Consider the following 25265-nt stretch of genomic DNA (forward strand, 5'->3'; position numbering starts at 1 on the left):
CGTCAGGCACGCAGGTGTCGTTGTGCGCATTTTTGGGTGAAAGGAGTATTAACAATGGCGACAGGTAAGTCCTGCTCTCGCTGGTTTGCGCCTGTTGTGGCGTTATTAATGGTGTTTAGCCTGAGCGGGTGTTTTGATAAAGAAGGCGATCAGCGCAAAGCGTTTGTCGATTTCCTGCAGAATACAGCAATGCGTAGCGGAGAGCGTTTACCAACGCTGACGGCCGATCAGAAAAAACAGTTTGGTCCGTTCGTGTCTGATTACGCGATACTGTATGGCTACTCGCAGCAGGTAAACCAGGCGATGGATTCCGGTCTGCGCCCGGTGGTCGATAGCGTTAACGCCATCCGCGTTCCGCAGGATTATATGACGCAACGCGAGCCGCTGCGGCAGGCAAATGGTTCGTTAGGCGTGCTGGCGCAACAGTTGCAGAATGCAAAACTGCAGGCTGATGCCGCGCATGGCGCGTTAAAGCAGGCCGATGACCTGAAACCTGTGTTTGATCAGGTCTACAAAAAAGTAGTCACCGTGCCGGCAGATGCTTTGCAGCCGCTGATCCCGGCGGCGCAGATCTTTACGCAGCAGTTGGTACAAGTGGGCGATTATATTGCGCAACAGGGCGAGCAGGTGAGCTTTGTCGCGAACGGCATTCAGTTCCCGACCTCACAGCAGGCCAGCCAATATAATGCGCTGATTGGGCCGTTGGCCTCGCAGCATCAGGCGTTTAATCAGGCCTGGACGGCGGCGGTAAACGCAACCCAGTAATGACAGTCTGCCCGATAAGCGCAAGCCAGCGCTTATCGGGCCTGTAGTGTTATCCCGCCGCCTGCGGATTGACGCAGTTCTTCTCTATTTTTCCCTGCAGCGCATCAATCAAATTATCCACCGCACAGGCCATCATGTTGTAGCGCGTCTCATGCGTTGCTGAGCCAATATGCGGCACTGCGACGACATTAGACATGTTCAGCAGGGGCGAATCCACGGATAGCGGTTCCTGTTCAAAAACATCCAGACCTGCCGCATATATTTCACCGTTTTGTAGCGCGGCAATCAGCGCGTTTTCATCGACCACCGGGCCGCGTCCGGCATTAATAAAAATGGCGGACGATTTCATTCTGGCAAACTGTGTTGCACCAAACAGATGTCGCGTTTCTGCCGTTAGCGGCAGGATCACGCAGACAAAATCAGCCTCCTGCAACAACGTATCCAGATCGCAGTAGCGGGCGTTAAAACGGTCTTCCGCCTCCTGATGCCGCCGACGGGCGTGATAGAGAACCGGCATGGTAAACCCAAAGTGCGCCCGCTGCGCCAGCGCCATCCCGATACGCCCCATCCCAACGATACCGAGTGTTTTGTGATGCACATCGACGCCAAACCATGCCGGGCCAATGCTTTCCGTCCATTCACCCGCTTTAACCCGTTCTGCGACGTCTACCACGCGGCGGGCAGTGGTCAGCATCAACGCCATCACCGTATCGGCAACGGTTTCCGTCAAAACGGCAGGCGTGTGCATCAGGACTATTTTGCGGGCAGTAAGGGCGTCCACTTCGACATTATCGTATCCCACCGAGATGGTCGACGCCGCGCGTAGCGCCGGCATTTTTTCCAGCAGCGCGCGGTTAACGGTTTCGCTGGCGCCCAGAAGGCCTTGCGCGCTGGCAAATGCCTGCGCGTGTCGCGCTACCGTTTCCGGATGCAGGTTCGGTACCTGGGTGACGGTAAAATGCGCCTCCAGGCGATGCAGCAAATCATCAGGCAGGGTTTTGTAGAGAATGATGGACGGCTTCATGCGACTCTCCGTAAATCAAAAGGTAAGCGCGGCATGCGCCAACCGGAACAGGCTTATTATTAACCCGTTTAGCCATCATCGACCAGCCAATTTCCCCGCTGTCGGCAGCCGTGTCGTGGTAAATAATGAATGAATACCGAGTAATGCGACGTGTATCCGGTCTGGAGAAGGAATGGCGAGGGAGTAATGCAGGCCGGGTAAAGCATGCCGCCTTACCCGGTACTGTCGTTTACTGCAATGGACTCAAGGTAATTTCGACGCGGCGGTTTTGCGCCTTACCTTCTGCCGTACTGTTGCTGGCGATCGGGTTCGCCGGACCCATTCCGCTGGTACGGATACGGCTGGCGTCGACGCCCTGGGTGATCAGCGAACTGGCGACGGAGTCAGCACGCTGCTGCGACAGACGCATATTCAGATCGTGGCTACCGGTACTGTCGGTGTAGCCCACCACATTGACGGCGGTCTTGGGATACTCTTTCAGCACCATCGCCACGCCGGTCAGCGTGTTAGCGCCTGCCGGTTTCAGCGTCGCGCTGCTGCTGTCGAAGGTGACATTATTCGGCATATTCAGAATGATATTATCGCCGCTTCGCGTCACGCTAACGCCTGTGCCCCGCATTTTGTCACGCAGTTTCGCTTCTTGTACGTCCATGTAGTAACCCACGCCGCCGCCCAGCGCCGCGCCAGCCGCCGCGCCAATCAGCGCGCCTTTACCGCGATCTTTTTTGGAGGAGGAGAGCGCGCCGATGCCTGCGCCGACCAGCGATCCAATACCCGCGCCAATGCCGGATTTACCTGCTTCGCGTTCGCCGGTGTAAGGGTTTGTTGTGCAGCCAGATACTGCCAGGGCGCCGCTCACGATGGCAGCAATCACAAATACACGTTTTTTCATCTTAAATCCTTATCACTTTTTTATTTTTACCACAGCGACCGTGGCGGTTGATTATGACGTCTGCACATGAAGAAAATTCCAGGGAAAACTCTGAAATTTGTAAGTAACATTGATCGGCAAAATAAATAATCCCAATAATTCAGGAGCGAACCTTGACCCACGCACCATCGCGTCATTCGGTATTGACCGCCGCACACTGGGGGCCAGTCCGCGTTGAAACCGACGGAGAACGCATTTTTGCCTCGTATGGCGAACTCCCGACGGCACACCAAAATTCCCTGCAAACCGTTGTGCATGACCAGGTGCACAGTAAAACGCGGGTTCGCTTCCCGATGGTGCGTAAAGGGTTCCTGGCTTCTCCCGATAAGCCGCAAGGCATACGCGGGCAGGATGAGTTTGTTCGCGTAAGTTGGGATGACGCGCTGGATCTGATCCACGCTCAGCACAAACGTATTCGCGAAAGTTATGGGCCATCGTCCATCTTCGCTGGCTCCTACGGTTGGCGTTCGAACGGCGTATTGCATAAAGCGGCTACGCTATTGCAGCGTTACATGGCGCTGGCGGGAGGGTATACCGGCCATCTTGGCGATTATTCCACCGGCGCGGCGCAGGCTATCATGCCTTATGTGGTGGGTGGCAACGAGGTTTACCAGCAGCAGACTAGCTGGCCGGTGGTGCTGGAACACAGCGAGGTGGTGGTGCTCTGGAGCGCGAACCCGCTGAATACTCTGAAAATTGCCTGGAATGCCTCGGATGAACAGGGGCTCGACTATTTTGCGGCGTTGCGACAAAGCGGCAAGCGCCTGATCTGCATCGATCCAATGCGATCGGAAAGCGTCGACTTTTTTGGCGATAAGATGGAGTGGATCGCCCCACATATGGGCACCGATGTGGCGTTAATGTTGGGAATCGCCCATACGCTGGTGGAAAACGGTTGGCAGGATGAAACGTTCCTTGCCCGCTGCACAACGGGTTATGACCGCTTCGTCGACTATCTTTTGGGCACGACCGACGGTACGGCCAAAACAGCGGAATGGGCGGCGGAAATTTGCGGCGTTTCTGCGGTGAAAATCCGCGAACTGGCGGAAATATTTCATCATAACACCACCATGTTGATGGCTGGTTGGGGAATGCAGCGTCAGCAGTTCGGCGAGCAAAAGCACTGGATGATCGTCACGCTGGCCGCAATGCTGGGGCAAATTGGTACGCCTGGCGGCGGGTTTGGTTTTTCTTATCATTTTGCTAACGGCGGAAACCCGACGCGCCGCGCCGCCGTGTTAGCCTCGATGCAGGGAAGCATCCCTGGCGGGGTCGATGCGGTAGATAAAATACCGGTGGCGCGTATTGTCGAGGCGCTGGAAAACCCCGGTGGGTTTTACCAACACAATGGGATGGATCGCCGCTTCCCGGATATTCGTTTTATCTGGTGGGCGGGCGGCGCGAACTTTACCCATCATCAGGATACCAACCGTCTGATTCGCGCGTGGCAAAAACCGGAACTGGTCGTTATCTCGGAATGTTTCTGGACGGCCGCCGCGAAACACGCGGATATTGTTCTGCCTGCGACCACCAGCTATGAGCGTAACGATTTAACCATGACCGGCGACTATAGCAATCAGCATTTGGCGCCGATGAAGCAGGTCGTGTCGCCCCGGTGGGAGGCGCGGAATGATTTTGACGTTTTTGCTGAACTGAGCGAACGGTGGGAAGTTGGCGGTTACGCTCGGTTCACCGAAGGAAAAAGCGAGCTGGCGTGGCTGGAGACTTTCTACAATATTGCCGCCCAGCGTGGCGCCAGCCAGGGGGTGACGCTGCCGCCGTTTGCCGCATTCTGGCAGGCTAACCGTTTACTGGAAATGCCGGAGAATCCCGCCAACGCGCAGTTTGTGCGCTTTGCGGATTTTCGCCGCGATCCTGATAACCATCCGCTAAAAACGGCCAGCGGCAAAATCGAAATCTATTCTGCGCGCATTGCCAGCTATGGTTACGCGGATTGTCCCGGTCATCCGATGTGGCTGGTGCCGGATGAGTGGCACGGGAACGCCGATGCGGGGCAGGTTCAGCTACTTTCCGCACATCCGGCGCACCGTCTACATAGCCAGCTTAACTACAGTTCGTTACGGGAGCGGTATGCGGTAGCCGGACGCGAACCGGTGACGATTCATCCGCAGGATGCGACAACGCGCGGAATCGTCGATGGCGATACGGTACGCGTCTGGAATCATCGCGGGCAGGTTCTGGCGGGCGCGGTCGTTACCGACGGAATTCGGCCTGGCGTTATCTGTATTCACGAAGGCGCATGGCCGGACCCTGAACCTACCGCAGGCAGCATATGCAAAAACGGCGCGGTAAACGTCCTGACAAAAGATCTTCCCAGTTCCCGGCTGGGGAACGGTTGTGCGGGCAACACCGCGCTGGTCTGGTTTGAGAAATATACCGGCCCGGCGCTACCGCTTACGGCGTTTGATCCGCCTGCCAACTCATAATCCAGGTGGGGTGGGCGGTATCCTCCTGCCAGGCGCTATCTTCAATACGAAAACCAAGCGCATGGTAGAAGTTTACGGCGGATTGATTTTTCTGGTAAACCTCAAGGCTCAGCAGAGGAAAACGTTGCTGGACATATTCCAGAAGCGCTTTGCCAATGCCGTGTCTTAACGCGTCGGGGGCGACAAACAGCGCCCCGACAAAACGGGCTTCCAGTACGCTGACGAAGCCTTTCAGTTGTCCATTTTCCTCCCATACCCAGGTTTGCGCGGCGGGTAAATAGACGTCGCGTACAATTGCTTCGCTCTCGTGCCAGTAACGTTCTTCGATAAAGGGATGGGCATAAATGGTACTTTTCATCCACAGCGCCAGAATAGACGCCATGTCTTCACTCTGGGATTTGCGAATCATGTTTTTCTCCCGGATGGCAAAAACAGCCGGTAATATGGTCGTTGACCAGTCCGCACGCCTGCATAAAGGAGTAACAGATAGTCGTACCGACAAACTTGAAGCCGCGTTTTTTCAATGCCTTAGCAAGCGCATCGGACGCAGGTGTTGAGGTAGGGATCTCATCCAGGCTGGCCGCCTGGGTGATCTGCGGCTGGCCATCAACGAATGACCAGACAAAATCGGCGAAAGACTCGCCGTTTTGCTCCATCGCAAGCCAGGCGCGGGCGTTACTGATAATGGCCTGAATTTTACCGCGATGTCGTATGATGCCCGTATTTTGCAGCAGGTGTTCAACCTCCTCCTCCTGCATAGCTGCGATGCGTACCGGGTCAAACTGATGAAAACAGGCGCGATAGTTCTCTCTCTTTTTAAGCACGGTGATCCAGGATAAACCGGCCTGTTGACCTTCAAGACAGATCATTTCAAACAGCTTTCTGCTATCGGTTTCCGGTACGCCCCACTCGTTATCATGATAGGCAATATAAAGGGGGTCCTGGCTGACCCAGTCGCAACGCTGCATAGACTTCCTCGTTATTGTGGTTACCGCGAAAATTTCCTTCAACCCGCTTGACGGGCTCGCTAAAAGGACAATAGTTAATACAGGGCTGATGCCCGACATCCTTCATTCAATGACAATAATATCGCCGAATTCGGCTCTACTCTGGAGTCGCGTTGATGATTGTAAGAAAACGCCGTGGTCGCCGGACATTGCGTTGTCTGGCGGGCCTTATGGCCTGCTCGTTTTTTATCAATACCACGTATGCCTGGCAACAAGAATATATCGCTGAAGCGGCTCCGGGGCATACGACGGAACGCTATACCTGGGACAGCGATCACCAACCGAATTACAACGACATACTGGCCGAACGTATTCAGTCTACGCAAAATACGGTGGGGCTGGTGCTTAGCCTGGCGGATGAAACCCCGCTTGATGCGACCAGCGGTATCATTATGGGCTGGAATTTTCCGCTTTCCCGACGCGTGACCACTGGGCCGGTCGCGGCGCTGCATTACGACGGTTCGACGTCATCAATGTATAACGAATATGGCGATAGCGCGACGACATTAGCGCTTACCGATCCGTTATGGCATGCCAGCGTCAGTACATTAGGCTGGCGGGTAAACTCGCAGTTCGGCGATGTCCGTCCCTGGGCGCAAATCAGCTATAACCAACAGTTTGGGGAAAATATCTGGAAAGCGCAGTCCGGGTTGAGTCGTATGACCGCAGGAAATCAGGCGGGAAACTGGCTGGATGTCACCGTAGGCGCGGACGTGTTACTTAACCCGCACATGGCGGCGTATGCGGCGTTTTCCCAGGCGGAAAACAGCGCTACGGATAGTGATTATTTGTATACCCTGGGGGTGAGCGCCAGGTTTTAACAGGATAAACCGCCACCTGGACTTATTAGAAGTTCAGCTAATACCCTGTCTATATATTTACAAAAATATATAGGTCAATCACATTCTCTATAGACACTTTTTGCGCTTCCTGTGGTCTACTTAGCCGCGCTGGTAGACTTTCTCACATCTGCGTTAGCCGCATATTTACCTGTTTGATTACAGAATCGTTGTACAGGTCGTTTTTATCCCGATTCCCAGGGTTTGTTTGCATGAGATACATTAAATCGATGACGCAACAGAAACTTAGTTTCTTGCTTGCGCTCTATATCGGTCTGTTTATGAATTGCGCCGTGTTTTACCGCCGTTTCGGCAGTTATGCGCAAGAATTTACCATTTGGAAAGGCCTTTCCGCGGTTGTCGAACTTGGCGCCACGGTGCTGGTCACTTTCTTCTTACTTCGTCTTCTTTCACTGTTTGGCCGACGCGTCTGGCGCGTGCTGGCCACGCTGGTGGTGCTGTTTTCCGCTGGCGCCAGTTATTACATGACCTTCCTGAACGTGGTGATTGGCTACGGCATTATTGCGTCTGTTATGACCACCGATATCGATCTCTCGAAAGAGGTGGTGGGGCTGCACTTCGTATTGTGGCTGATTGCCGTGAGCGTGCTTCCGCTCATCTTTATCTGGAGTAACCACTGTCGCTACACGTTGTTGCGCCAGCTACGTACGCCGGGGCAGCGTTTTCGCAGCGCCGCTGTAGTGGTACTCGCAGGCGTAATGGTGTGGGCGCCTATCCGCCTGCTGGATATACAGCAAAAAAAGGTTGAACGGGCGACAGGTATCGACTTACCCAGCTATGGCGGCGTGGTGGCGAACTCCTATCTGCCTTCAAACTGGTTATCTGCGTTAGGGCTGTATGCCTGGGCGCAGGTAGATGAGTCGTCGGACAATAATTCGTTAATAAACCCGGCCAGGAAATTTACCTATGTTGCGCCGAAGGATGGGGATGACACCTACGTTGTTTTCATTATCGGTGAGACGACCCGTTGGGATCACATGGGGATTTTCGGCTACGAGCGTAATACCACGCCGAAGCTGGCGCAGGAAAAAAATCTGGCGGCGTTCCGCGGCTATTCTTGCGATACCGCGACGAAGCTTTCTTTACGCTGTATGTTTGTACGGGAAGGCGGGGCGGATAATAACCCGCAGCGTACCTTAAAAGAGCAGAATGTTTTTGCCGTACTCAAACAGCTCGGATTCAGTTCCGATCTGTACGCCATGCAGAGCGAGATGTGGTTCTATAGCAATACCATGGCGGATAATATCTCCTACCGCGAGCAGATCGGCGCCGAGCCGCGTAACCGCGGTAAAACGGTTGATGACATGCTGTTGATTGATGAGATGCAGAACTCGCTTGCCCAGAACCCGGAGGGTAAGCATCTGATTATCCTGCATACTAAGGGGTCGCATTTTAACTATACGCAACGTTATCCGCGCAGCTACGCTCAGTGGAAGCCCGAATGTATTGGGGTCGATAGCGGCTGCACGAAAGCGCAGATGATCAACTCTTACGATAACTCCGTGACCTATGTGGATCACTTTATTACCAGTGTGTTCGATCAGCTGCGTGATAAAAAAGCGATTGTGTTCTACGCGGCTGACCACGGCGAGTCGATTAACGAACGCGAACATTTGCACGGTACGCCGCGCAATATGGCGCCGCCGGAGCAATTCCGTGTTCCGATGCTGGTATGGATGTCGGATAAATATCTTGCCAGTCCGCAACATGCGCAGATGTTCGCTCACCTGAAACAACAGGCGGAGATCAAAGTGCCGCGTCGTCATGTGGAGCTGTACGATACGATAATGGGCTGCCTGGGGTATACATCGCCGGATGGCGGCATTAACCAGAACAACAACTGGTGCCATATTCCCGATGCGCAGAAAGTCGCCGCGAAGTAGGTTGTCTGCCGACTTTCTCGCCGATTGAATTGTATTTTGCGACTAAGGGATTGACGGGCGTGCGCCTGAGCAGTAAGATGCGCCCGCATTCGGTGATTGGCGCAGCCTGGTAGCGCACTTCGTTCGGGACGAAGGGGTCGGAGGTTCGAATCCTCTATCACCGACCAAATTCAGAAACCCTGCTCAACGAGCAGGGTTTTTTGCATCTGAAGCCTGACGAGGATGAGAACCTCCGGGGGCAAGAGGTTCGACTCGAGCGCAGCGAGAGAACGTTGCGTCAGCAACGGCCCGCAGGGCGAGCCACGCAGTGGCGAGTCATCCTCTATCACCGACCAAATTCAGAAACCCTGCTCAATGAGCAGGGTTTTTTTGTATCTGAAGTCTGACGAGGATGAGAACCTCCGGAGGCAAGAGGTTCGACCCGAGCGAAGCGAGAGAACGTTGCGTCAGCAACGGCCCGCAGGGCGAGCCACGCAGTGGCGAGTCATCCTCTATCACCGGCAGGTTGACGCTCGCACCACCAGTTCAGGCATGATCCCGTCGCTGTGGCTGACCTTCTTGCCCGCCAGCAAATCAAATAATAGCGTGATTGCCTGTCGCGCCACCTCATCAAGATGCATATTCACTGCCGTCAGCGGCGGCAGCGATTCGCGCGCGCGGATACCGTCATAGCGGGTGACCACGCGCATCCGCTCCGGGATAGCTACTGCCTGTTCCTGAAAAGCGCGTACCGCGCCGCTGGCAAAGGTATCGATCAGCACCAGCACGCCGTCAACGTCGGGATGCGCCTGTAATAGCTGCTGCGCGGCCTGGTAGCCGGCATTTTCCCCCTCGCTTTCATTGAGAGAGTAGACGACGGGGGCCTGGCGCCCCGCGCACCAGCACTGGTAAGCCGCTTCGCTCTCCAGAACTGATGTTCGCCGTGTGTTACCGACAAATAACGCACATTTGCTGGCGCCGGAGGCCTCCAGATGCGTTAGCAGAAGCTGTGCTGTTGCCGCCGAGTGCAGCTCCACCCACGGCACAGGCGTGTCGGTGCCCGGCGTGCGGCCAATGGTGACGCAGGGAATGCCCGCTTGCGCCAGCGCCTGGAGCTGCGGGTCGTTCTCCGCCGGCTCAATCAGGATCGCCGCGTCAAAGCTGACGGCATCCAGTGGATTTGCCCCCGGCGGCACCAGAATCAGCGCATGCTGTTTTTCCAGCGCCATCATCGCGGACGTTAACGCCACCTCCATCATAAATCCCAGTCGTGACGCGCCGGAGGCAATCGCCAGCGGCACCGAAGAGAGCAATGCAATGGTATTGGTTTTGCCGGTTCGTAACTGGCGGGCGCGAATATTCGGCGTGTAGTTGAGCGCAACAATGGCCTCTTCAATACGCCGTCGCGTCTGCGGCTCGACAAAGCGGGTGTTGTGCAATGCATTGGATACTGTCCCTGGCGACACACCTGCATAGCGGGCAACATCAATCAACTTTGCGCGTTTTTTATTTTGAACAGCCATCTGCTTCCTGACCTGCGAAAATTTGCGCACAGGGTAGCATATTTACCAGACGGTAACGTTTGCTTTTTTCAATGATGATCGTAAAAAACTCTTCATTAAAACGTTTTAATGGGGTATTTTGGCGCAAATTTATTCCTCAGGAGGCGATGTGGCACACTTAACTCAGGACTCGACTTTCACCCTTGGACGCCGTCTGGCGGGCCTTATCTACGCTGATAATGCGAAGAGCTTTGGCGGCTATACGCTTTTTGCGCCGCAAACCGCCGAAGGGCGGGTTTACCTGGTGGACGAGCAGGGCGAAGTCGCGCATCAGTGGCAGCTCCCGGTTCGCGCCGGGCGTGATGCGGTGCTGCTGCCGAACGGTAATCTGGGTTATAACGGCAGCCACCGCACTTCAGCGAACCTCTATCCGGCGTGGGATCTCTGGCACGGCGGCGACTTCTACGAAGTGACGCCGGATAACGAAATTGTCTGGCATTACGAAGATATTTACCATCACCATGATGCGCAATGGTTGGCGAACGGTAATCTGCTGTATACCGCCGCGTCGCCGTTACCTGCCGATATCGCCGCCCGTGTTACCGGCGGCGACCCGCGCCGCGATGCGCCGGACGGCGTGATTCAGAGCGACGTCGTCAAAGAGGTCAATCGCGACGGTGAAGTGGTCTGGGAATGGCGTGCCTGGGAGCATTTGAATCCGGAAGATTTCCCGATTCATGATATTTTCGACCGCCGCCACTGGCCGATGATTAACGGCCTGTCCGTCACCCGTGATGGCCTTGTGCTGATGAGCCTGCGTACCACTTCCGGCGTCATTGCCGTGGATAAAGAGAGCGGGAAGGTTATCTGGCATGCAGGGCCGGAAGTCGTAGCGCAGCAGCACACGCCGGTTGAGATGGAGAACGGGTCGATTCTGGTTTTCGATAACGGCAACCTGCGTCCCGGCGTCACCTCGCCGCATTCCACGGTGCTGGAGTTCGATCCGCAGACCAAAGCGATTACCTGGCAGTATCGCGATATCTTCCCGCCGGCGTTTTTCTCGCCGTATATGGGGAGCGCGCAGCGGCTGGCGAACGGCAACACCTTTATCTGTGAATCGGCGTTTGGCCGCCTGTTTGAAGTTACTCCGGAAGGCGAAACGGTATGGGAATATATCATTCCGTTCTTTAATGAATATCCGGAGCACCTCAGTAAAGGCATTATTCCTGGAAAACAGAACAGCGCCTTCCGTGCGCATCGCTATGCCGCTGATGCCATTAGTTGGTTGAAATAATACAGACCGCCAGCCCGCGCTGGCGGTTATTTTTTTGATGTTTTATGGGAGTTAATCATGCCGCAACCTGGCCTTACTACGCCGGATAACGATGCATTACCCTGGCAAACCACCTTACTTTTGGCGCTTCAGCATGTGCTGGTCGTTGCCGCCACCCCCATTACCTCCGTCTTTCTGATCGCCAAAGCGCTCCACTTTACCGATACGGTGACCGCCTCGGTACTTAGCGCGACCTTTCTGATGTGTGGTCTGGGCGCTATTTTGCAAAGCCTGGGTGTGAAAGGGGTGGGCGCGCGTTTGCCGTTTATTATGGTACCGGGGGGCGCGCCGATTGCGATTTTCGTTGCGATCGCTTTACAGACCAATATCCAGACCGCGATTGGCGCCGTAATTCTGACCTCGCTGTTCTACTTTATCGCGTTGCCGATTTTCCGCCGCTGCCTGCACCATTTTCCCCCCTTTATCATTGGCATCATGCTGCTAATGGTGTCGATTAACCTTATTCGCCTGTACGGCGGGTTGATCATTGGCCAGCCAGGGAGCGCCGACTTCGCTCATCCAACCAGTATCATTTTATCGCTGGGGACTATCCTGATAACGCTGATTTTCGCGCTGGCGTTTAGCGGTATTTTGCGCCAGCTGGCGGTGATGTTCGGCCTTTTAGCGGGAACGCTGCTGGGAATGGCGCTGGGCAGCACCGATTTTAGCGGTGTTAGTCACGGGCCGCTGTTTAGTTTCCCACAGCTTTTGCCGTTCGGCTGGCCGATTTTTGATCTCTCCGCCTCGCTGCCGTTGCTGATTTACGCGGTCATCTCTATGGCTGAAGCAACCGGACAAACGATTGCGACCGCGGAAATAGTCAATTCTACGCAAAATGTGCAGCAGGCGATTCCACGCACCATTCGTGGTGATGCGGTAATGTCGCTGCTGGGGGGGATTTTTGGCACCTCCTTAATTATCACCTCCGGCGAAAATATTGGGGTGGTACGCACCACTAATGTGAAATCGCGTTTCGTGACTGCGGCTGCCGGAGGATTGTTAATCCTGATTGCCATATTCGCGCCGCTGGTACGTCTGGCGACCTGTCTGCCAGGTTCGGTGGTGTGCGGTACGGCGGTGATTGTCTTCAGCATTATCGGGGTTATCGGTATTGATATGATTGCGCGTGAGCCACTGCATACGCCGGGTAAAACCTACGCGCTGGCGATGGGGCTGGCCATGGGAATGCTACCTATACTGGTACCCGGCCTGTATCAGAATTTCCCGGCGGGCGTACAGATGGTCTTTGGCAACGGCATGGCAGCGGGGACGTTGACGGCGATTCTGGTGAACTCGTTGTTTAACTGGAGCGAAAAGCGCACGCAGGCCAGGGTCAAAAGTTAGTTTTTGTGATCGCGGTAGGCCGCACGACGGCCTACTTATTTACAATTTTGTGACATATTCGATGGTGTTTTTCAATGTCCGGATAACTCTTTTTTGCACACGGCTTATGGATAACCTCAGCATTTTCGCCTGTGCGTTTTAGCGTTAGTGGTATTAATCGCTCAGATAATCAACATATCGAAAGAAATTTTTCAATTAATGTCTAATTGTTAATCACTAACTGTTGCAAAATATTAAGTGAATAACTCTGCCTTTCTGCCTATAGCACAAATTTCCCTGCTGAAAATACCCTTCTGAACTTTTTTTAATCTTTGTTTGTTAATTCTCACCGTTGTTGTAAAAGCTGGTTACCTGTATTGACGTTTTGACATTCTATTGACAGATTGTAGGGAATGAGGGGCATTTTATGGAGAATCCGCACTGCAACTCAGTCGATTATGCGAACGGAATCCCCACCTCTCACTACTGACCTGACCAGGTAAAAAACAAAAAAGGCCGGGCGGTAAAAGCCTTTGCAAAGGGCAAAACAACATACATCACAATTGGAGCAGAAGAATGAGTATTTCCTTGAAGAAGTCAGGGATGCTGAAGCTTGGTTTGAGCCTGGTGGCCATGACCGTTGCTGCCAGCGTGCAGGCCAAAACCCTGGTTTATTGTTCAGAAGGTTCGCCGGAAGGCTTTAACCCACAGCTCTTTACGTCTGGCACCACCTATGATGCCAGCTCCGTACCTATCTATAACCGTCTGGTGGAATTCAAAATCGGCACCACGGAAGTGATCCCGGGTCTTGCTGAGAAGTGGGATATCAGCGAAGACGGTAAAACCTATACGTTCCACTTACGTAAAGGGGTGAAATGGCAATCCAGCAAGGATTTCAAACCCACGCGCGAGCTGAACGCCGATGATGTCGTGTTTTCTTTTGACCGGCAGAAAAACGAGCAGAACCCGTACCATAAAGTGTCTGGCGGCAGCTATGAATACTTTGAAGGCATGGGGCTGCCGGATCTGATTAGCGAAGTGAAGAAGGTCGACGATCACACGGTGCAGTTTGTGCTGACGCGTCCGGAAGCGCCGTTCCTTGCCGATTTAGCCATGGACTTCGCCTCTATTCTTTCCAAAGAATATGCTGACAACATGCTGAAAGCCGGTACGCCGGAAAAAGTGGATCTGAACCCGGTCGGCACTGGCCCGTTCCAACTGGTGCAATATCAGAAAGATTCCCGCATTCTCTACAAAGCCTTTGACGGCTACTGGGGCACGAAGCCGCAGATCGACCGTCTGGTCTTCTCCATCACGCCTGACGCTTCCGTGCGTTACGCCAAACTGCAGAAGAACGAATGTCAGGTGATGCCGTATCCGAACCCGGCTGACATCGCCCGTATGAAGCAGGATAAAAACATCAATCTGATGGAGCAGGCCGGTCTGAACGTGGGTTATCTCTCCTTTAACGTACAGAAAAAACCGCTGGATGATGTCAAAGTTCGCCAGGCGTTGACCTATGCCGTGAATAAAGAGGCCATCATCAAAGCCGTTTATCAGGGCGCGGGCGTTGCGGCGAAAAACCTGATCCCGCCGACAATGTGGGGCTACAACGACGATATTAAAGACTACGGCTACGATCCGGAAAAAGCGAAGGCGCTGCTGAAAGAAGCCGGTCTGGAAAAAGGCTTCACCATCGATCTGTGGGCGATGCCGGTACAGCGTCCCTATAACCCGAATGCGCGTCGTATGGCGGAAATGATCCAGGCGGACTGGGCGAAGATTGGCGTTCAGGCCAAAATTGTCACCTATGAATGGGGCGAATACCTCAAGCGCGCTAAAGATGGCGAGCACCAGACGGTGATGATGGGCTGGACCGGCGATAATGGCGATCCGGATAACTTCTTCGCCACGCTGTTCAGCTGCGATGCCGCCCAGCAAGGCTCCAACTATTCAAAATGGTGCTACAAGCCGTTTGAAGACCTGATTCAGCCTGCGCGTGCGACCGATGACCACAACAAGCGTATTGAACTCTATAAACAGGCCCAGGTCGTGATGCATGACCAGGCGCCAGCGCTGATCATCGCTCACTCCACGGTTTATGAGCCAGTGCGTAAAGAAGTTAAAGGCTATGTGGTTGATCCATTAGGCAAACATCACTTCGAAAACGTCTCTGTCGAATAATTAAAAGAGCGCTGCGCCCCGGTGTTGTGTAGGCCGGATAAGCGCAGCGCCATCCGGCGTAATGCTTTATCCGCGATGCAGTTTGCGTGGGATAAGATTTGTGAGCAATACAGACTCACGGTTCCAGGCCGTGCGTCATGAGAGAGAATTCGGGTTATGTTGCAGTTCATTCTCCGACGTTTGGGACTCGTTATCCCGACGTTTATCGGTATTACCCTTCTCACCTTTGCCTTTGTCCACATGATCCCCGGCGATCCGGTGATGATCATGGCGGGTGAGCGAGGTATTTCCCCTGAGCGCCATGCTCAACTGCTGGCTGAACTCGGTCTTGATAAACCGATGTGGCAGCAGTACCTCCATTATATCTGGGGGGTGATGCATGGCGATTTAGGCATCTCGCTGAAAAGCCGAATCCCCGTGTGGGACGAGTTCGTGCCTCGCTTTAAAGCGACGCTGGAACTTGGCGTCTGCGCCATGATTTTTGCCGTCGCCGTGGGGATTCCGGTGGGCGTGCTGGCCGCAGTGAAGCGCGGTTCTATCTTCGATCACACTGCCGTTGGCCTGGCGCTGACTGGTTACTCTATGCCTATCTTCTGGTGGGGCATGATGCTGATCATGCTGGTCTCCGTCCACTGGAACCTGACGCCGGTTTCCGGGCGCGTGAGCGATATGGTGTTCCTTGATGATACCAATCCGTTGACGGGCTTTATGCTGATCGACACCGCTATCTGGGGCGAAGAGGGTAACTTTATTGATGCGCTGGCGCATATGATCCTGCCTGCGATGGTGCTCGGCACAATCCCGCTGGCCGTCATTGTGCGTATGACCCGTTCGTCGATGCTGGAAGTGCTGGGGGAGGATTACATCCGTACCGCACGCGCCAAAGGGTTGACCAGGATGCGCGTCATTATCGTCCATGCTCTGCGTAACGCCATGCTGCCAGTCGTCACCGTGATCGGCCTGCAGGTCGGGACGCTGTTGGCGGGCGCGATTCTGACAGAAACTATCTTCTCGTGGCCCGGTCTGGGGCGCTGGCTGATCGATGCGCTGCAACGCCGCGATTATCCGGTAGTGCAGGGCGGCGTGTTACTGGTAGCGACGATGATTATTCTCGTCAACCTGCTGGTAGACCTGCTGTACGGCGTGGTGAACCCGCGTATTCGGCATAAGAAGTAAGGGGCCATCATGTCACAGGTTACTGAAAATAATGTTAATGCCGCACCGGCGCCCATGACGCCATTGCGGGAGTTCTGGCACTATTTCAAACGCAATAAAGGCGCGGTCGTCGGGCTGGCGTATGTTCTCATCGTGATCCTGATTGCGGTGTTTGCCAACTTTATTGCGCCGTACAACCCGGCAGAGCAGTTCCGCGATGCGCTGCTGGCGCCGCCGGTCTGGCAGGAAGGCGGCAGTTGGGCGCATATTCTGGGAACGGATGATGTTGGTCGCGATGTCCTCTCGCGCCTGATGTATGGCGCTCGTTTGTCACTGCTGGTCGGCTGTCTGGTGGTCGTCCTGTCGCTGGTAATGGGGATTATTCTCGGCCTGGTCGCGGGCTACTTCGGCGGTCTGGTCGATAACATTATCATGCGCGTGGTCGATATTATGCTGGCCCTGCCAAGCCTGCTACTGGCGCTGGTGCTGGTGGCGATCTTCGGCCCCTCCATCGGCAACGCTGCGCTGGCGTTGACGTTTGTGGCGCTGCCGCACTATGTCCGCTTAACCCGCGCGGCGGTTCTGGTAGAGGTGAACCGCGATTATGTGACTGCCTCCCGCGTGGCGGGCGCAGGTGCGATGCGTCAAATGTTCGTCAATATTTTCCCGAATTGCCTTGCGCCGCTGATCGTTCAGGCGTCACTGGGCTTCTCTAACGCCATTCTCGATATGGCCGCCCTCGGCTTTCTTGGCATGGGCGCACAGCCGCCAACGCCGGAGTGGGGCACCATGCTCTCTGACGTATTGCAGTTCGCGCAAAGCGCCTGGTGGGTCGTGACCTTCCCGGGGCTGGCGATTCTGCTGACGGTACTGGCATTTAACCTGATGGGTGACGGTCTGCGTGACGCGCTCGATCCCAAACTGAAGCAGTAAGAGGTTCGAGATGGCGTTATTAAATGTAGATCAATTATCGGTGCACTTCGGCGACGAAGGGACACCGTTCAAAGCCGTCGACCGCATTAGCTACAGCGTGAAGCAGGGTGAGGTGGTCGGTATTGTCGGCGAGTCTGGTTCCGGCAAATCCGTCAGCTCGCTGGCGATTATGGGGCTTATCGATTACCCAGGCCGCGTGATGGCGGAAAACCTGCTCTTTAACGGACAGGATCTGAAGCGCATTTCCGAGAAGGAACGTCGCAACCTGGTGGGCGCTGAAGTGGCGATGATTTTCCAGGACCCGATGACCAGCCTCAATCCTTGCTATACCGTTGGCTTTCAGATTATGGAAGCCATCAAGGTACATCAGGGCGGGAACAAGAAAACCCGTCGTCAGCGAGCGATTGACCTGTTGAACCAGGTGGGCATTCCCGATCCGGCCTCTCGTCTGGATGTCTATCCGCACCAGCTTTCTGGCGGCATGAGTCAGCGCGTGATGATTGCGATGGCAATAGCCTGTCGACCAAAGCTGTTAATTGCTGATGAACCGACCACGGCGCTGGATGTGACCATTCAGGCGCAAATCATTGAGCTGCTGCTGGAGTTGCAGCAAAAAGAGAACATGGCGCTGGTGCTGATTACCCATGACCTGGCGCTGGTGGCGGAAGCGGCGCACAAAATTATCGTCATGTACGCCGGGCAGGTCGTCGAAACTGGCGCTGCGCAGGATATTTTCCGCGCGCCGCGTCATCCCTACACCCAGGCACTGCTACGCGCGTTGCCGGAGTTTGCGCAAGATAAAGCGCGTCTGGCGTCGCTGCCGGGCGTGGTGCCGGGGAAATATGACCGACCGACGGGCTGTCTGCTTAACCCGCGCTGCCCCTACGCCACGGACAGATGCCGTGCGGAAGAACCTGCTCTCAACCAACTGGACGATGGACGTCAGTCAAAATGTCATTACCCACTCGATGATGCCGGGAGGCCCACACTATGAGCACGCATGAGGCCACCTTGCAACAGCCGCTGTTGCGGGCTATCGACCTGAAAAAACACTATCCGGTGAAGAAGGGGATCTTTTCTCCGGAACGGCTGGTAAAAGCGCTGGACGGCGTGTCGTTTAATCTCGAACGCGGTAAAACGCTGGCCGTAGTGGGGGAGTCCGGTTGTGGAAAATCCACACTGGGTCGCCTGCTGACGATGATTGAAACGCCAACCGGCGGCGAGCTTTATTACCAGGGGCAGGATCTGCTCAAACACGATCCGCACGCGCAGAAACTGCGGCGGCAGAAAATTCAGATTGTGTTTCAGAACCCCTACGGTTCCCTGAACCCACGCAAGAAAGTGGGGCAAATTCTGGAAGAGCCGTTGCTGATCAATACCAGCCTGAGTAAAGCGCAGCGTCGTGAAAAAGCGCTGGCGATGATGGCGAAGGTGGGGCTGAAAACCGAGCACTACGACCGCTATCCGCATATGTTCTCCGGCGGCCAGCGTCAGCGTATCGCTATCGCCCGCGGTCTGATGCTTGATCCGGACGTAGTGATTGCCGACGAACCGGTCTCCGCGCTCGACGTGTCGGTGCGCGCCCAGGTGCTGAACCTGATGATGGATTTGCAACAGGATATGGGGCTGTCTTATGTCTTTATCTCGCACGACCTGTCAGTGGTGGAACACATCGCCGATGAAGTAATGGTCATGTACTTAGGCCGCTGCGTGGAGAAGGGCACGAAAGACCAGATCTTCAACAACCCGCGTCATCCGTACACCCAGGCGTTGCTCTCCGCCACGCCGCGGCTGAATCCGGACGATCGCCGTGAGCGGATTAAGCTGACCGGCGAGTTGCCGAGCCCGCTGAACCCGCCGCCGGGCTGCGCCTTCAACGCCCGCTGCCGCCGTCGCTTCGGACCCTGCACGCAGTTACAGCCGCAGCTTAAAGAGTACGACGGCCAGTTGGTGGCCTGCTTTGCCGTCGATCAGGATGAAAACCCGCAGAAGCCGCTGAGTTAATTGCGTTTTATGCCGGATGGCGGCTGCGCCTTATTAAGCCTACACCGTACCTGTAGGCCTGGTAAGCGTAGCGCCACGGGGCATGGCTCTCCGGTACGACTTAGAGCCTATCCCATTAGGGCTATTTTACTTGCCATTTTGGACCTGGGCAGTGCTCAAAATCCTCACGTACTACGTGTACGCTCCGGTTTTTGCGCGCTGTCCGTGTCCAAACTGGCTGCGCCAATAACGCCTGGTGGGATAGGCTCTTATTCAATCAATTTTAATAACGGCGACAGGCACAATAATATTCCATATAACAGAATAAGCCAGGTTTTCAGGCCGCGTAATTTTTTCAGTTGCGCTACTTTATAAATCAGGAAAAAGGGAATAATACACGCGACAATGCCATAAAGCGGACTGCCTAACTGGAAAAAGACCAATACTGAGACGCGAAACGAAACCCAAATAACCAGAGTCACCACGATAAAGACACAGATTCCAGATGTCAGTAACAGTGGGTTGACGTTTTTGACATCCATAATACGACTCAATACATTCAGCACAATACCTTTAAGCGCTTCGTGAAAACCTAAATAAATACCAAAGAACGCGGTAAATACGGCAAAAATATTGAGGATGGTAGAGGTAATGTGGATGATCTGGCCAGGGATCACCTGAGCTGCCAGCGCAAGAGCGGAAATATTCTGCTCGAACGCTGATACCGCCTCTTCATGGCTAATCGAAAAGGTAAACGAGAACGAGAAAAAGAGAATAATGGCAATCAGCGTAATATAGCTAATGCGGTGCGTGCGAATCGCCATCCGGGTGGCCAGCACACGGTCAGGCTCGCGCTTACGATAGGCGATGTTCATTGGGTTTAGCACCTGAATGAAGACCGCAGAAAAGAAGCAAAATGGGATAGTGAGCAGTACGTCGCGAAAGAAAACCGATGCGGCGGGAAAGGCGGAAATATTATCAAGATTCCAGTGTGGGATCATCGCAAAACCGAATATCAGAATGATCCCGACTTTTACCACCACCATCGGGCCGGAAATTTTAAATAATAACTTTTCCCCGCCGGAGGCAATCGCCACCAGCACGGCGAAAATCGCGACTTTATAGATAATAGACTGCGAAAGATCGGCCTCAGTAAGGCCGAAGGTTTTGATATAGGAGGCGCTATCAAACACCACCGACAGGGAGTAAATAAACACCCCGTGGATAATCATAAGAAAATAGATTACACCGAGAAAAAAGCCCCAGTTTTTGCCAAGATAGTGACTGATAATATCGGTATAATCGTCACAGGTTTCGCTTTCAGATAACGTTTTTAGATAAATATCCTGCACAATATAGGTAGCGGGATAGGCGATGATAAAAGCGGTAATAAATACCCAGATCCCCTTGAGACCGATTTGCACTGGCATTAAGACGGTACCGGCGCCGATCGCCATACCGATACACAAGAGCACCCAGCCAAAATCATATTTTGTAAACGGTAATCTCGTTGAAAGCGGTGTGGTCGTAGCGTTACTGTTATTTAATGGTAATGTGTCGTCCTGCATAGAGCCCCCTGCCCAAAATATACGCAGCTCTCTCATAAAGAATGCTGCCTATAACCAGGCTATAGTGCCTTGATACCCGATGCGGCAAACCGGTGACAGCGGTTCGCCGAGCAATTGTCAGAATGCTGCTTTTCTGCTGGCGCGTTCAAGGTCATGAATAATATCGTCGGGATCTTCAGGTCCCGCTGAAAGACGGATAAGTTCGTCGGTAATACCTGCTTTTAGCCATTCCTCTGGCGCAACAGGCGAATATGTCATAGACGCAGGATGCTGAACGAGGGTTTCGGTATCACCGGGACTGGCCGCGAGGAGGCATAATTTACAGAATTGAGCGGCTGACTGCCAGCCTCAGAAATGCTGAATGTATTCTGGCAAATAAAAGTAATCGTCTGCGAAGCGTCACGCAGATTGCACGTTAGCGCCGTGCCGGGACGGAGATTTTGCCGTAATATCAGCAGCAAGCCGGGTTTACCCGGTGAGGCGCAATGTTGCGGGGGCTTGATCCCCGGCGGCATAGGTTGCTGGATAGAGAAAACCCCCGCACGTTGACTGGTATAAACCTGGCAACCTGACGGGGGCTAACTTGAACCTCAACACATCAAGGATAGCCGCGAACGGTTGCCATTGCAACAAGGCGGCTATATGACGCTTACGCAGTTGGGCGTGGCCTTCTGGCACGATCTGGCGGCGCCGATCATTGCTGGCATTATCGCCAGTGTGATCGTCAACTGGCTACGTGACAGGAAGTAACGCGTTTTGAGCGTCTGTCCGCCGTAATGGCAACATGCGCCCGAACCAGGCCGCAGGGGAAACCTTGCGGCCTTTTTCGGTTTACTGCGGGTAAGGCACCCAGTCGCCGCCATTCAGACGAACGTAGGGCTTACCCTGATACTGAATCACCACCGCATTAGCGTTTTCTGAAACCGGCGCGGTTTGCGGCAGATTGCTGGTCAGCTTGTTCCAGTTCACACTGTCTTCGGTAAAGAGCTTACCGTCCACGGCGCGTACGACCAGTTCGGAAATAGCCAGGTAGCTGCTCGGCTGGTTAATATCAATCGGCGCGCCCTCATGCGGGGCTTTCATGCCAAAAAATTTCACGCCCGCCGGGACGTTGGTGATGGAGGGGCTGGGAATATCGCGCAGGCCTGAGATCTGCATTCTGTCGCCCTTCAGCGCGCCGCCGTGCTCCGGTACGACCACCACCATCACCTTACGCCCGGATTTCTCCAGTTCGGTAAAGAAAGCGTCCAGTTCATCGAACAGTTTCTGCGCGCGGATTTTATAATCCGCCGTTTTGCTGACGCCGGGAAAATGGTTGCCATCGTGCAGCGGCAGCAAGTTAAAGAAAGTCGCGGAGCGGGAATTGGCTTCACGTTCTTCCCCTGTCAACCAGCGGTTCAGGACCGCCAGATCGTCATATACCGGCGAGCCGTCGAATGACAGCAGGGCGGTTGGCAGGCCGGACTGGTTCATCAGTTCGCTCTGCATACCGCCGTTTTCGCGAACTTCTTTCAGGAAGCCGCCAAATTCACCGTTATGATCCATCATCAGATGCTGAGTAAAGCCCAGCTTCGCAAGATTATCAAACAGATAACATTCGTTATCGGCTGGTTGATAAAGTCGGGTATGCGATGGTTGACCACAACTGGCGCGCAGCAGACGAATGGCCGCCGGGCCGCTGTAAGACGTACCGGAATTAAAGTGTTTAAACAAAATGTCAAAGTGCGACCATAGCGGATGTGACATCAAGCCTGCCGCTTCGACATCCGACCAGGAGAGCGAACAAATATTGATGACCAATAGGTCGAACGGCTGCGCATCAGGCGGAAGTTGTGCCGGGAACGTCGTTTTCCGCTTTTCTTCCGCGGCATAGAAGGTGTTCAACCAGGCGTTCAGATTCGCGGTCGTCGGCGGCGCGGTTTGCGCAGGCATATCGCCGATGACCGGCTTATCGCCCGCTGTCGCGACGGTAGCGGCTGCATTACCGCCAGTCGTCGTCACCGTATCGGTTGGCTGGCCTGCCGGCCACAGCGTAAAAACCGGGCCGGTTAATGTCAGGACATTCAGCCATACCATGATGGCGACCACAAACACCGTGACCCGAATCCACTGTGATAAAAAAAGCCAGGCAACCAGCAGTACGAAGATGGCGCCGATCATTTGCCAGTTAATAAAACGGGCGATCAGATCGAGCAGATAACCGGAGCTGAATTCCGCCACCTGCGTCCCCTGGCTCATAATGCTTTGCGGGCCGGGCAGCCAGGTATCGTGCCAGAACAGCGCGAAGCCGACGGGAATGGCAATCCAGTGGCGCAACCGGTGAAGGCGATATTTTGGTATTGGCATGAGCAGAAACGCCATGAATACCAGATTCAGTAAAGGATGAAAATTCAGATAGCCTGCCCACAGCAGGCCAAACTTGACCAGAAAATAGAAGTTCCAGCCGGAAAGACCGCGCCAGTATTGCCAGAGCGGAGAAGGCATTGAAGGAGTTTGAGTATGCTGAGTCATTTTTTGTCTGCCTTGACTTTCGTAGCGCGGTGCAGAGTTCCGGCTGGTTTTACATAACGAGGTTTGGCAAATAGCAGCCGGGTCGTATCACTGATACGGCGTAGCGAATGACGCGCCAGATACCCCAGCGGAAAGAAAATCAGCGCGCAAAAAAGAATAATTTGCACGATATCGCTGATGGTCATCATGATGCACGCTCCGCGGTGTCGTCGAGCAATCGCAGGGGTTCAGGAATACGACGCCAGATGCGGCCATCGTGTTCGGCATTTATTACCGGGTCGGCGCGTTTTGCCAGCGGTAGCGGCGTTCCCCACAGTTCCGGCGACAATAAGCGCATCTGCACCAGCTCGGCGCTGATTTGTTTATCTTCGAACCAGACCATACGATTAGAGAAAATATCGCCCGTCGGCAAAGGGAAAATATGGTTTAACGCGGTATCCAGATCGTTGACCCGGCAGAATGATAAAAACAGCACCAGACGGTTGCCGCCGATGGTCATAATATCGCCGGTTCGGCTTGGCCGACATAATGTTAACGCCTGCTCAACCCGAATGCCCGGTACCGGGCGCAGCGCGACCAGAACGCCTTTCCCGTCGGCGGGGAGCAGGGTGTTGCTCATCATCGTATGGATGGCATCGCAAAAGGTATCCCACGGCTGAAAACCGCGCAGTTTCAACGGCTGCGTCATCGACAGTAGCGTGGTGATGTCTTCCGGTACGTAACGGCTGAACTGCTGCCCCTGCACGCTTTCAATAAGCGTCAGACAGCGTGAAAGCGGGGCGTTCCAGGGAATGATCATATTCGCGCCGCAGCCCAGCAGCAGGCGCTCATCGGTGGCGCGCAAACTGGCGATATTTTCGCGCACGACAATTTTCAGCGCGCTTCCCCGCTGGCGTCGCAAAGTATGAATGCGACGAGCAAGCGGCTCGATTTGGTTGTTCTGTGTAAGCGAAAAAATAATTGTCGCGGCCTGCGCCGTGCGCGCGTCGTTGAATAGCGCTTCGTTATTGTCGAAAAGCGTCCAGTGTTCCGAGAGCGGCGGCGCGCCTTCAAGGACGGCGACGTGGCTAAGAATGCGTTTTTCGTCGCTACGCGGCTGAATTGCCGTCTCCTCCTGATGGGATAGCGTCCAGCGTTCGTCCTGCTGACACAGCAATAACTGCTGGCGGGCGCTGACGCCTTTTTCGTTACACCAGAAGGCAATATCGAACAAATGTTGGTCGCCCTGAAAACGTAAACTGGCGAGGCCGAAAAGTGAGCGATACTCGCCCATCAACAACGAGGACTGTTTATCGCTATTATTACAAGGGTTAATAACCAACAATGAACAGTGATGAAAACGAGTCCATTTATTCATTTTTTCCAGCCATTTATGCAGGCTTTCTGACGTTATATTCCGCCACGTGTTATTTGCACAAATAAGAATGAAAAAGTAATGCGTCGGGTTAACAGAACAAAGCAAATCGTGGGGCAAAGAGTATAGCCCTTTTTCTGAATCCGGCATGGTAAATAAGCGGATTTTCTCCGGACCGTGAGATTCATCTAATTTGATTACTTTGCCAGGATCGCCTTCCATGCCGATGACGGCGACATTTGCATTCTCCGTTTGTGACGCAATCGTTTGATTCACCAGGCTGATGGCATCTTGCTGGCGATCGGCGTTAACCCACCAGACGCCGCCGGTTGGCATATGGCGCAGTTCATCCCATAATGATGAGATGCCGAGAGAAAATACGGGGTCCACAGTGTCCCTCATGTCACTATTTTAACTGTTTATCAGTTTACTAGCGAAAGCACAGAAATAAACCTAACATTGAAATTAAAACGCATCAGATTTAGCATGTGAATCAATTTGTCCGGCAGGATGCCCTGTAACT

At 54.1% G+C, this 25265-nt stretch carries 22 protein-coding genes, 1 tRNA gene, 2 other RNA genes and 1 pseudogene; 15 read left to right on the forward strand and 11 right to left on the reverse strand.

The window, feature by feature from the left end; translation table 11 throughout:
* Positions 1 to 54 precede the first annotated feature (54 nt).
* Positions 55 to 765, forward strand: a complete 711-nt coding sequence (locus tag ACLD11_RS07695; RefSeq protein WP_000190524.1) for a DUF3053 domain-containing protein — start codon at positions 55 to 57, stop codon at positions 763 to 765.
* A gap of 49 nt (positions 766 to 814) precedes the next feature.
* Here the strand turns inward: ACLD11_RS07695 and ghrB are convergent, their stop codons facing one another.
* Both ghrB and ACLD11_RS07705 read right to left on the reverse strand, forming a co-directional pair.
* Positions 815 to 1789, reverse strand: coding sequence for a glyoxylate/hydroxypyruvate reductase GhrB (gene ghrB, locus ACLD11_RS07700; RefSeq protein WP_001528209.1), 975 nt, complete (start codon positions 1787 to 1789; stop codon positions 815 to 817).
* 229 nt (positions 1790 to 2018) lie between these two features.
* A complete protein-coding gene (locus ACLD11_RS07705; RefSeq protein ID WP_000747548.1) occupies positions 2019 to 2681 on the reverse strand; it encodes an OmpA family lipoprotein in 663 nt (220 codons plus the stop codon).
* Between the two features lie 152 nt (positions 2682 to 2833).
* On the opposite strand from ACLD11_RS07705, the gene ACLD11_RS07710 reads away from it, so the two are divergent.
* Complete coding sequence (locus ACLD11_RS07710) at positions 2834 to 5167, forward strand: molybdopterin guanine dinucleotide-containing S/N-oxide reductase (RefSeq protein WP_411014750.1); 2334 nt, start codon at positions 2834 to 2836, stop codon at positions 5165 to 5167.
* Here ACLD11_RS07710 and ACLD11_RS07715 read toward each other — a convergent pair.
* Together ACLD11_RS07715 and tag are read right to left on the reverse strand one after the other, a co-directional pair.
* On the reverse strand, positions 5136 to 5576 hold the full coding sequence (locus ACLD11_RS07715) for an N-acetyltransferase (protein WP_000619902.1): 441 nt from the start codon (positions 5574 to 5576) through the stop codon (positions 5136 to 5138). The genes ACLD11_RS07710 and ACLD11_RS07715 overlap by 32 nt on opposite strands.
* Positions 5554 to 6135, reverse strand: coding sequence for a DNA-3-methyladenine glycosylase I (gene tag, locus ACLD11_RS07720; RefSeq protein ID WP_024798354.1), 582 nt, complete (start codon positions 6133 to 6135; stop codon positions 5554 to 5556). The genes ACLD11_RS07715 and tag overlap by 23 nt, the downstream gene beginning before the upstream one ends.
* 155 nt (positions 6136 to 6290) lie before the next feature.
* Here tag and ACLD11_RS07725 point away from each other — a divergent pair, with 155 nt between their 5' ends.
* The 5 genes from ACLD11_RS07725 (at position 6291) to ACLD11_RS07745 (ending at position 9421) form a co-directional block, all read left to right on the forward strand.
* Positions 6291 to 6995 (forward strand): autotransporter outer membrane beta-barrel domain-containing protein, encoded by a 705-nt coding sequence (locus ACLD11_RS07725; RefSeq protein WP_000637069.1) that lies wholly within the window; start codon positions 6291 to 6293, stop codon positions 6993 to 6995.
* A gap of 230 nt (positions 6996 to 7225) precedes the next feature.
* On the forward strand, positions 7226 to 8917 hold the full coding sequence (eptB, locus tag ACLD11_RS07730) for a kdo(2)-lipid A phosphoethanolamine 7''-transferase (RefSeq protein ID WP_001269257.1): 1692 nt from the start codon (positions 7226 to 7228) through the stop codon (positions 8915 to 8917).
* A gap of 90 nt (positions 8918 to 9007) precedes the next feature.
* Positions 9008 to 9084: transfer RNA gene (locus ACLD11_RS07735), tRNA-Pro, on the forward strand.
* Between the two features lie 34 nt (positions 9085 to 9118).
* Positions 9119 to 9252, forward strand: a non-coding RNA gene (locus tag ACLD11_RS07740) — RtT sRNA.
* A gap of 35 nt (positions 9253 to 9287) precedes the next feature.
* Positions 9288 to 9421: non-coding RNA, RtT sRNA (locus tag ACLD11_RS07745), on the forward strand.
* Here ACLD11_RS07745 and ACLD11_RS07750 read toward each other — a convergent pair.
* Positions 9412 to 10419: a substrate-binding domain-containing protein gene (locus ACLD11_RS07750; RefSeq protein ID WP_350409902.1), complete on the reverse strand. Its 1008-nt coding sequence runs from the start codon at positions 10417 to 10419 to the stop codon at positions 9412 to 9414. The genes ACLD11_RS07745 and ACLD11_RS07750 overlap by 10 nt on opposite strands.
* Entirely contained in the window at positions 10403 to 10546 is a 144-nt protein-coding gene (locus tag ACLD11_RS07755; RefSeq protein ID WP_411014751.1) for a hypothetical protein, read from the reverse strand. Before ACLD11_RS07755 ends, ACLD11_RS07750 begins: the two co-directional genes overlap by 17 nt.
* A gap of 21 nt (positions 10547 to 10567) precedes the next feature.
* Here ACLD11_RS07755 and ACLD11_RS07760 point away from each other — a divergent pair, with 21 nt between their 5' ends.
* The 7 genes from ACLD11_RS07760 (at position 10568) to dppF (ending at position 19330) form a co-directional block, all read left to right on the forward strand.
* Positions 10568 to 11692, forward strand: a complete 1125-nt coding sequence (locus tag ACLD11_RS07760) for an aryl-sulfate sulfotransferase (protein WP_000940806.1) — start codon at positions 10568 to 10570, stop codon at positions 11690 to 11692.
* A gap of 57 nt (positions 11693 to 11749) precedes the next feature.
* Positions 11750 to 13075, forward strand: coding sequence for a uracil-xanthine permease family protein (locus tag ACLD11_RS07765; RefSeq protein WP_001136079.1), 1326 nt, complete (start codon positions 11750 to 11752; stop codon positions 13073 to 13075).
* Between the two features lie 555 nt (positions 13076 to 13630).
* Positions 13631 to 15238: a dipeptide ABC transporter periplasmic-binding protein DppA gene (gene dppA, locus ACLD11_RS07770; RefSeq protein WP_411014752.1), complete on the forward strand. Its 1608-nt coding sequence runs from the start codon at positions 13631 to 13633 to the stop codon at positions 15236 to 15238.
* Between the two features lie 156 nt (positions 15239 to 15394).
* Positions 15395 to 16414 carry a dipeptide ABC transporter permease DppB gene (gene dppB, locus ACLD11_RS07775; RefSeq protein WP_000938843.1) on the forward strand — a complete coding sequence of 340 codons (1020 nt, stop codon included), beginning with the start codon at positions 15395 to 15397 and terminating at the stop codon, positions 16412 to 16414.
* A gap of 9 nt (positions 16415 to 16423) precedes the next feature.
* The gene (dppC, locus tag ACLD11_RS07780) at positions 16424 to 17326 is read left to right on the forward strand and encodes a dipeptide ABC transporter permease DppC (RefSeq protein ID WP_000084690.1); all 903 of its coding nucleotides are present in this window, start codon (positions 16424 to 16426) and stop codon (positions 17324 to 17326) included.
* 10 nt (positions 17327 to 17336) lie between these two features.
* On the forward strand, positions 17337 to 18320 hold the full coding sequence (gene dppD, locus ACLD11_RS07785; protein WP_001196509.1) for a dipeptide ABC transporter ATP-binding protein: 984 nt from the start codon (positions 17337 to 17339) through the stop codon (positions 18318 to 18320).
* Complete coding sequence (gene dppF, locus ACLD11_RS07790) at positions 18317 to 19330, forward strand: dipeptide ABC transporter ATP-binding subunit DppF (RefSeq protein ID WP_058108000.1); 1014 nt, start codon at positions 18317 to 18319, stop codon at positions 19328 to 19330. Before dppD ends, dppF begins: the two co-directional genes overlap by 4 nt.
* A gap of 248 nt (positions 19331 to 19578) precedes the next feature.
* Here dppF and ACLD11_RS07795 read toward each other — a convergent pair whose 3' ends face one another.
* Entirely contained in the window at positions 19579 to 20877 is a 1299-nt protein-coding gene (locus ACLD11_RS07795; protein ID WP_411014753.1) for an aromatic amino acid transport family protein, read from the reverse strand.
* Between the two features lie 117 nt (positions 20878 to 20994).
* A pseudogene (locus tag ACLD11_RS07800) lies at positions 20995 to 21147 on the reverse strand (PLP-dependent transferase); the annotation flags it as partial.
* A 372-nt stretch (positions 21148 to 21519) separates the two neighbouring features.
* On the opposite strand from ACLD11_RS07800, the gene ACLD11_RS07805 reads away from it, so the two are divergent.
* On the forward strand, positions 21520 to 21627 hold the full coding sequence (locus ACLD11_RS07805; protein ID WP_001537650.1) for a type I toxin-antitoxin system toxin Ldr family protein: 108 nt from the start codon (positions 21520 to 21522) through the stop codon (positions 21625 to 21627).
* A gap of 81 nt (positions 21628 to 21708) precedes the next feature.
* Here the strand turns inward: ACLD11_RS07805 and bcsG are convergent, their stop codons facing one another.
* Genes bcsG through bcsE form a run of 3 tightly spaced genes read right to left on the reverse strand, consistent with a single transcriptional unit; the run spans position 21709 to position 25144 of the window.
* Positions 21709 to 23388: a cellulose biosynthesis protein BcsG gene (bcsG, locus tag ACLD11_RS07810; protein WP_000192022.1), complete on the reverse strand. Its 1680-nt coding sequence runs from the start codon at positions 23386 to 23388 to the stop codon at positions 21709 to 21711.
* Positions 23385 to 23576 (reverse strand): cellulose biosynthesis protein BcsF, encoded by a 192-nt coding sequence (bcsF, locus tag ACLD11_RS07815; protein WP_023219985.1) that lies wholly within the window; start codon positions 23574 to 23576, stop codon positions 23385 to 23387. The genes bcsG and bcsF overlap by 4 nt, the downstream gene beginning before the upstream one ends.
* Positions 23573 to 25144 carry a cellulose biosynthesis c-di-GMP-binding protein BcsE gene (gene bcsE / locus ACLD11_RS07820; RefSeq protein WP_023197652.1) on the reverse strand — a complete coding sequence of 524 codons (1572 nt, stop codon included), beginning with the start codon at positions 25142 to 25144 and terminating at the stop codon, positions 23573 to 23575. Before bcsE ends, bcsF begins: the two co-directional genes overlap by 4 nt.
* Positions 25145 to 25265 lie beyond the last annotated feature (121 nt).

This window comes from Salmonella sp. 741265116_PST, assembly GCF_046567715.1.
Lineage (GTDB): Bacteria > Pseudomonadota > Gammaproteobacteria > Enterobacterales > Enterobacteriaceae > Salmonella > Salmonella enterica.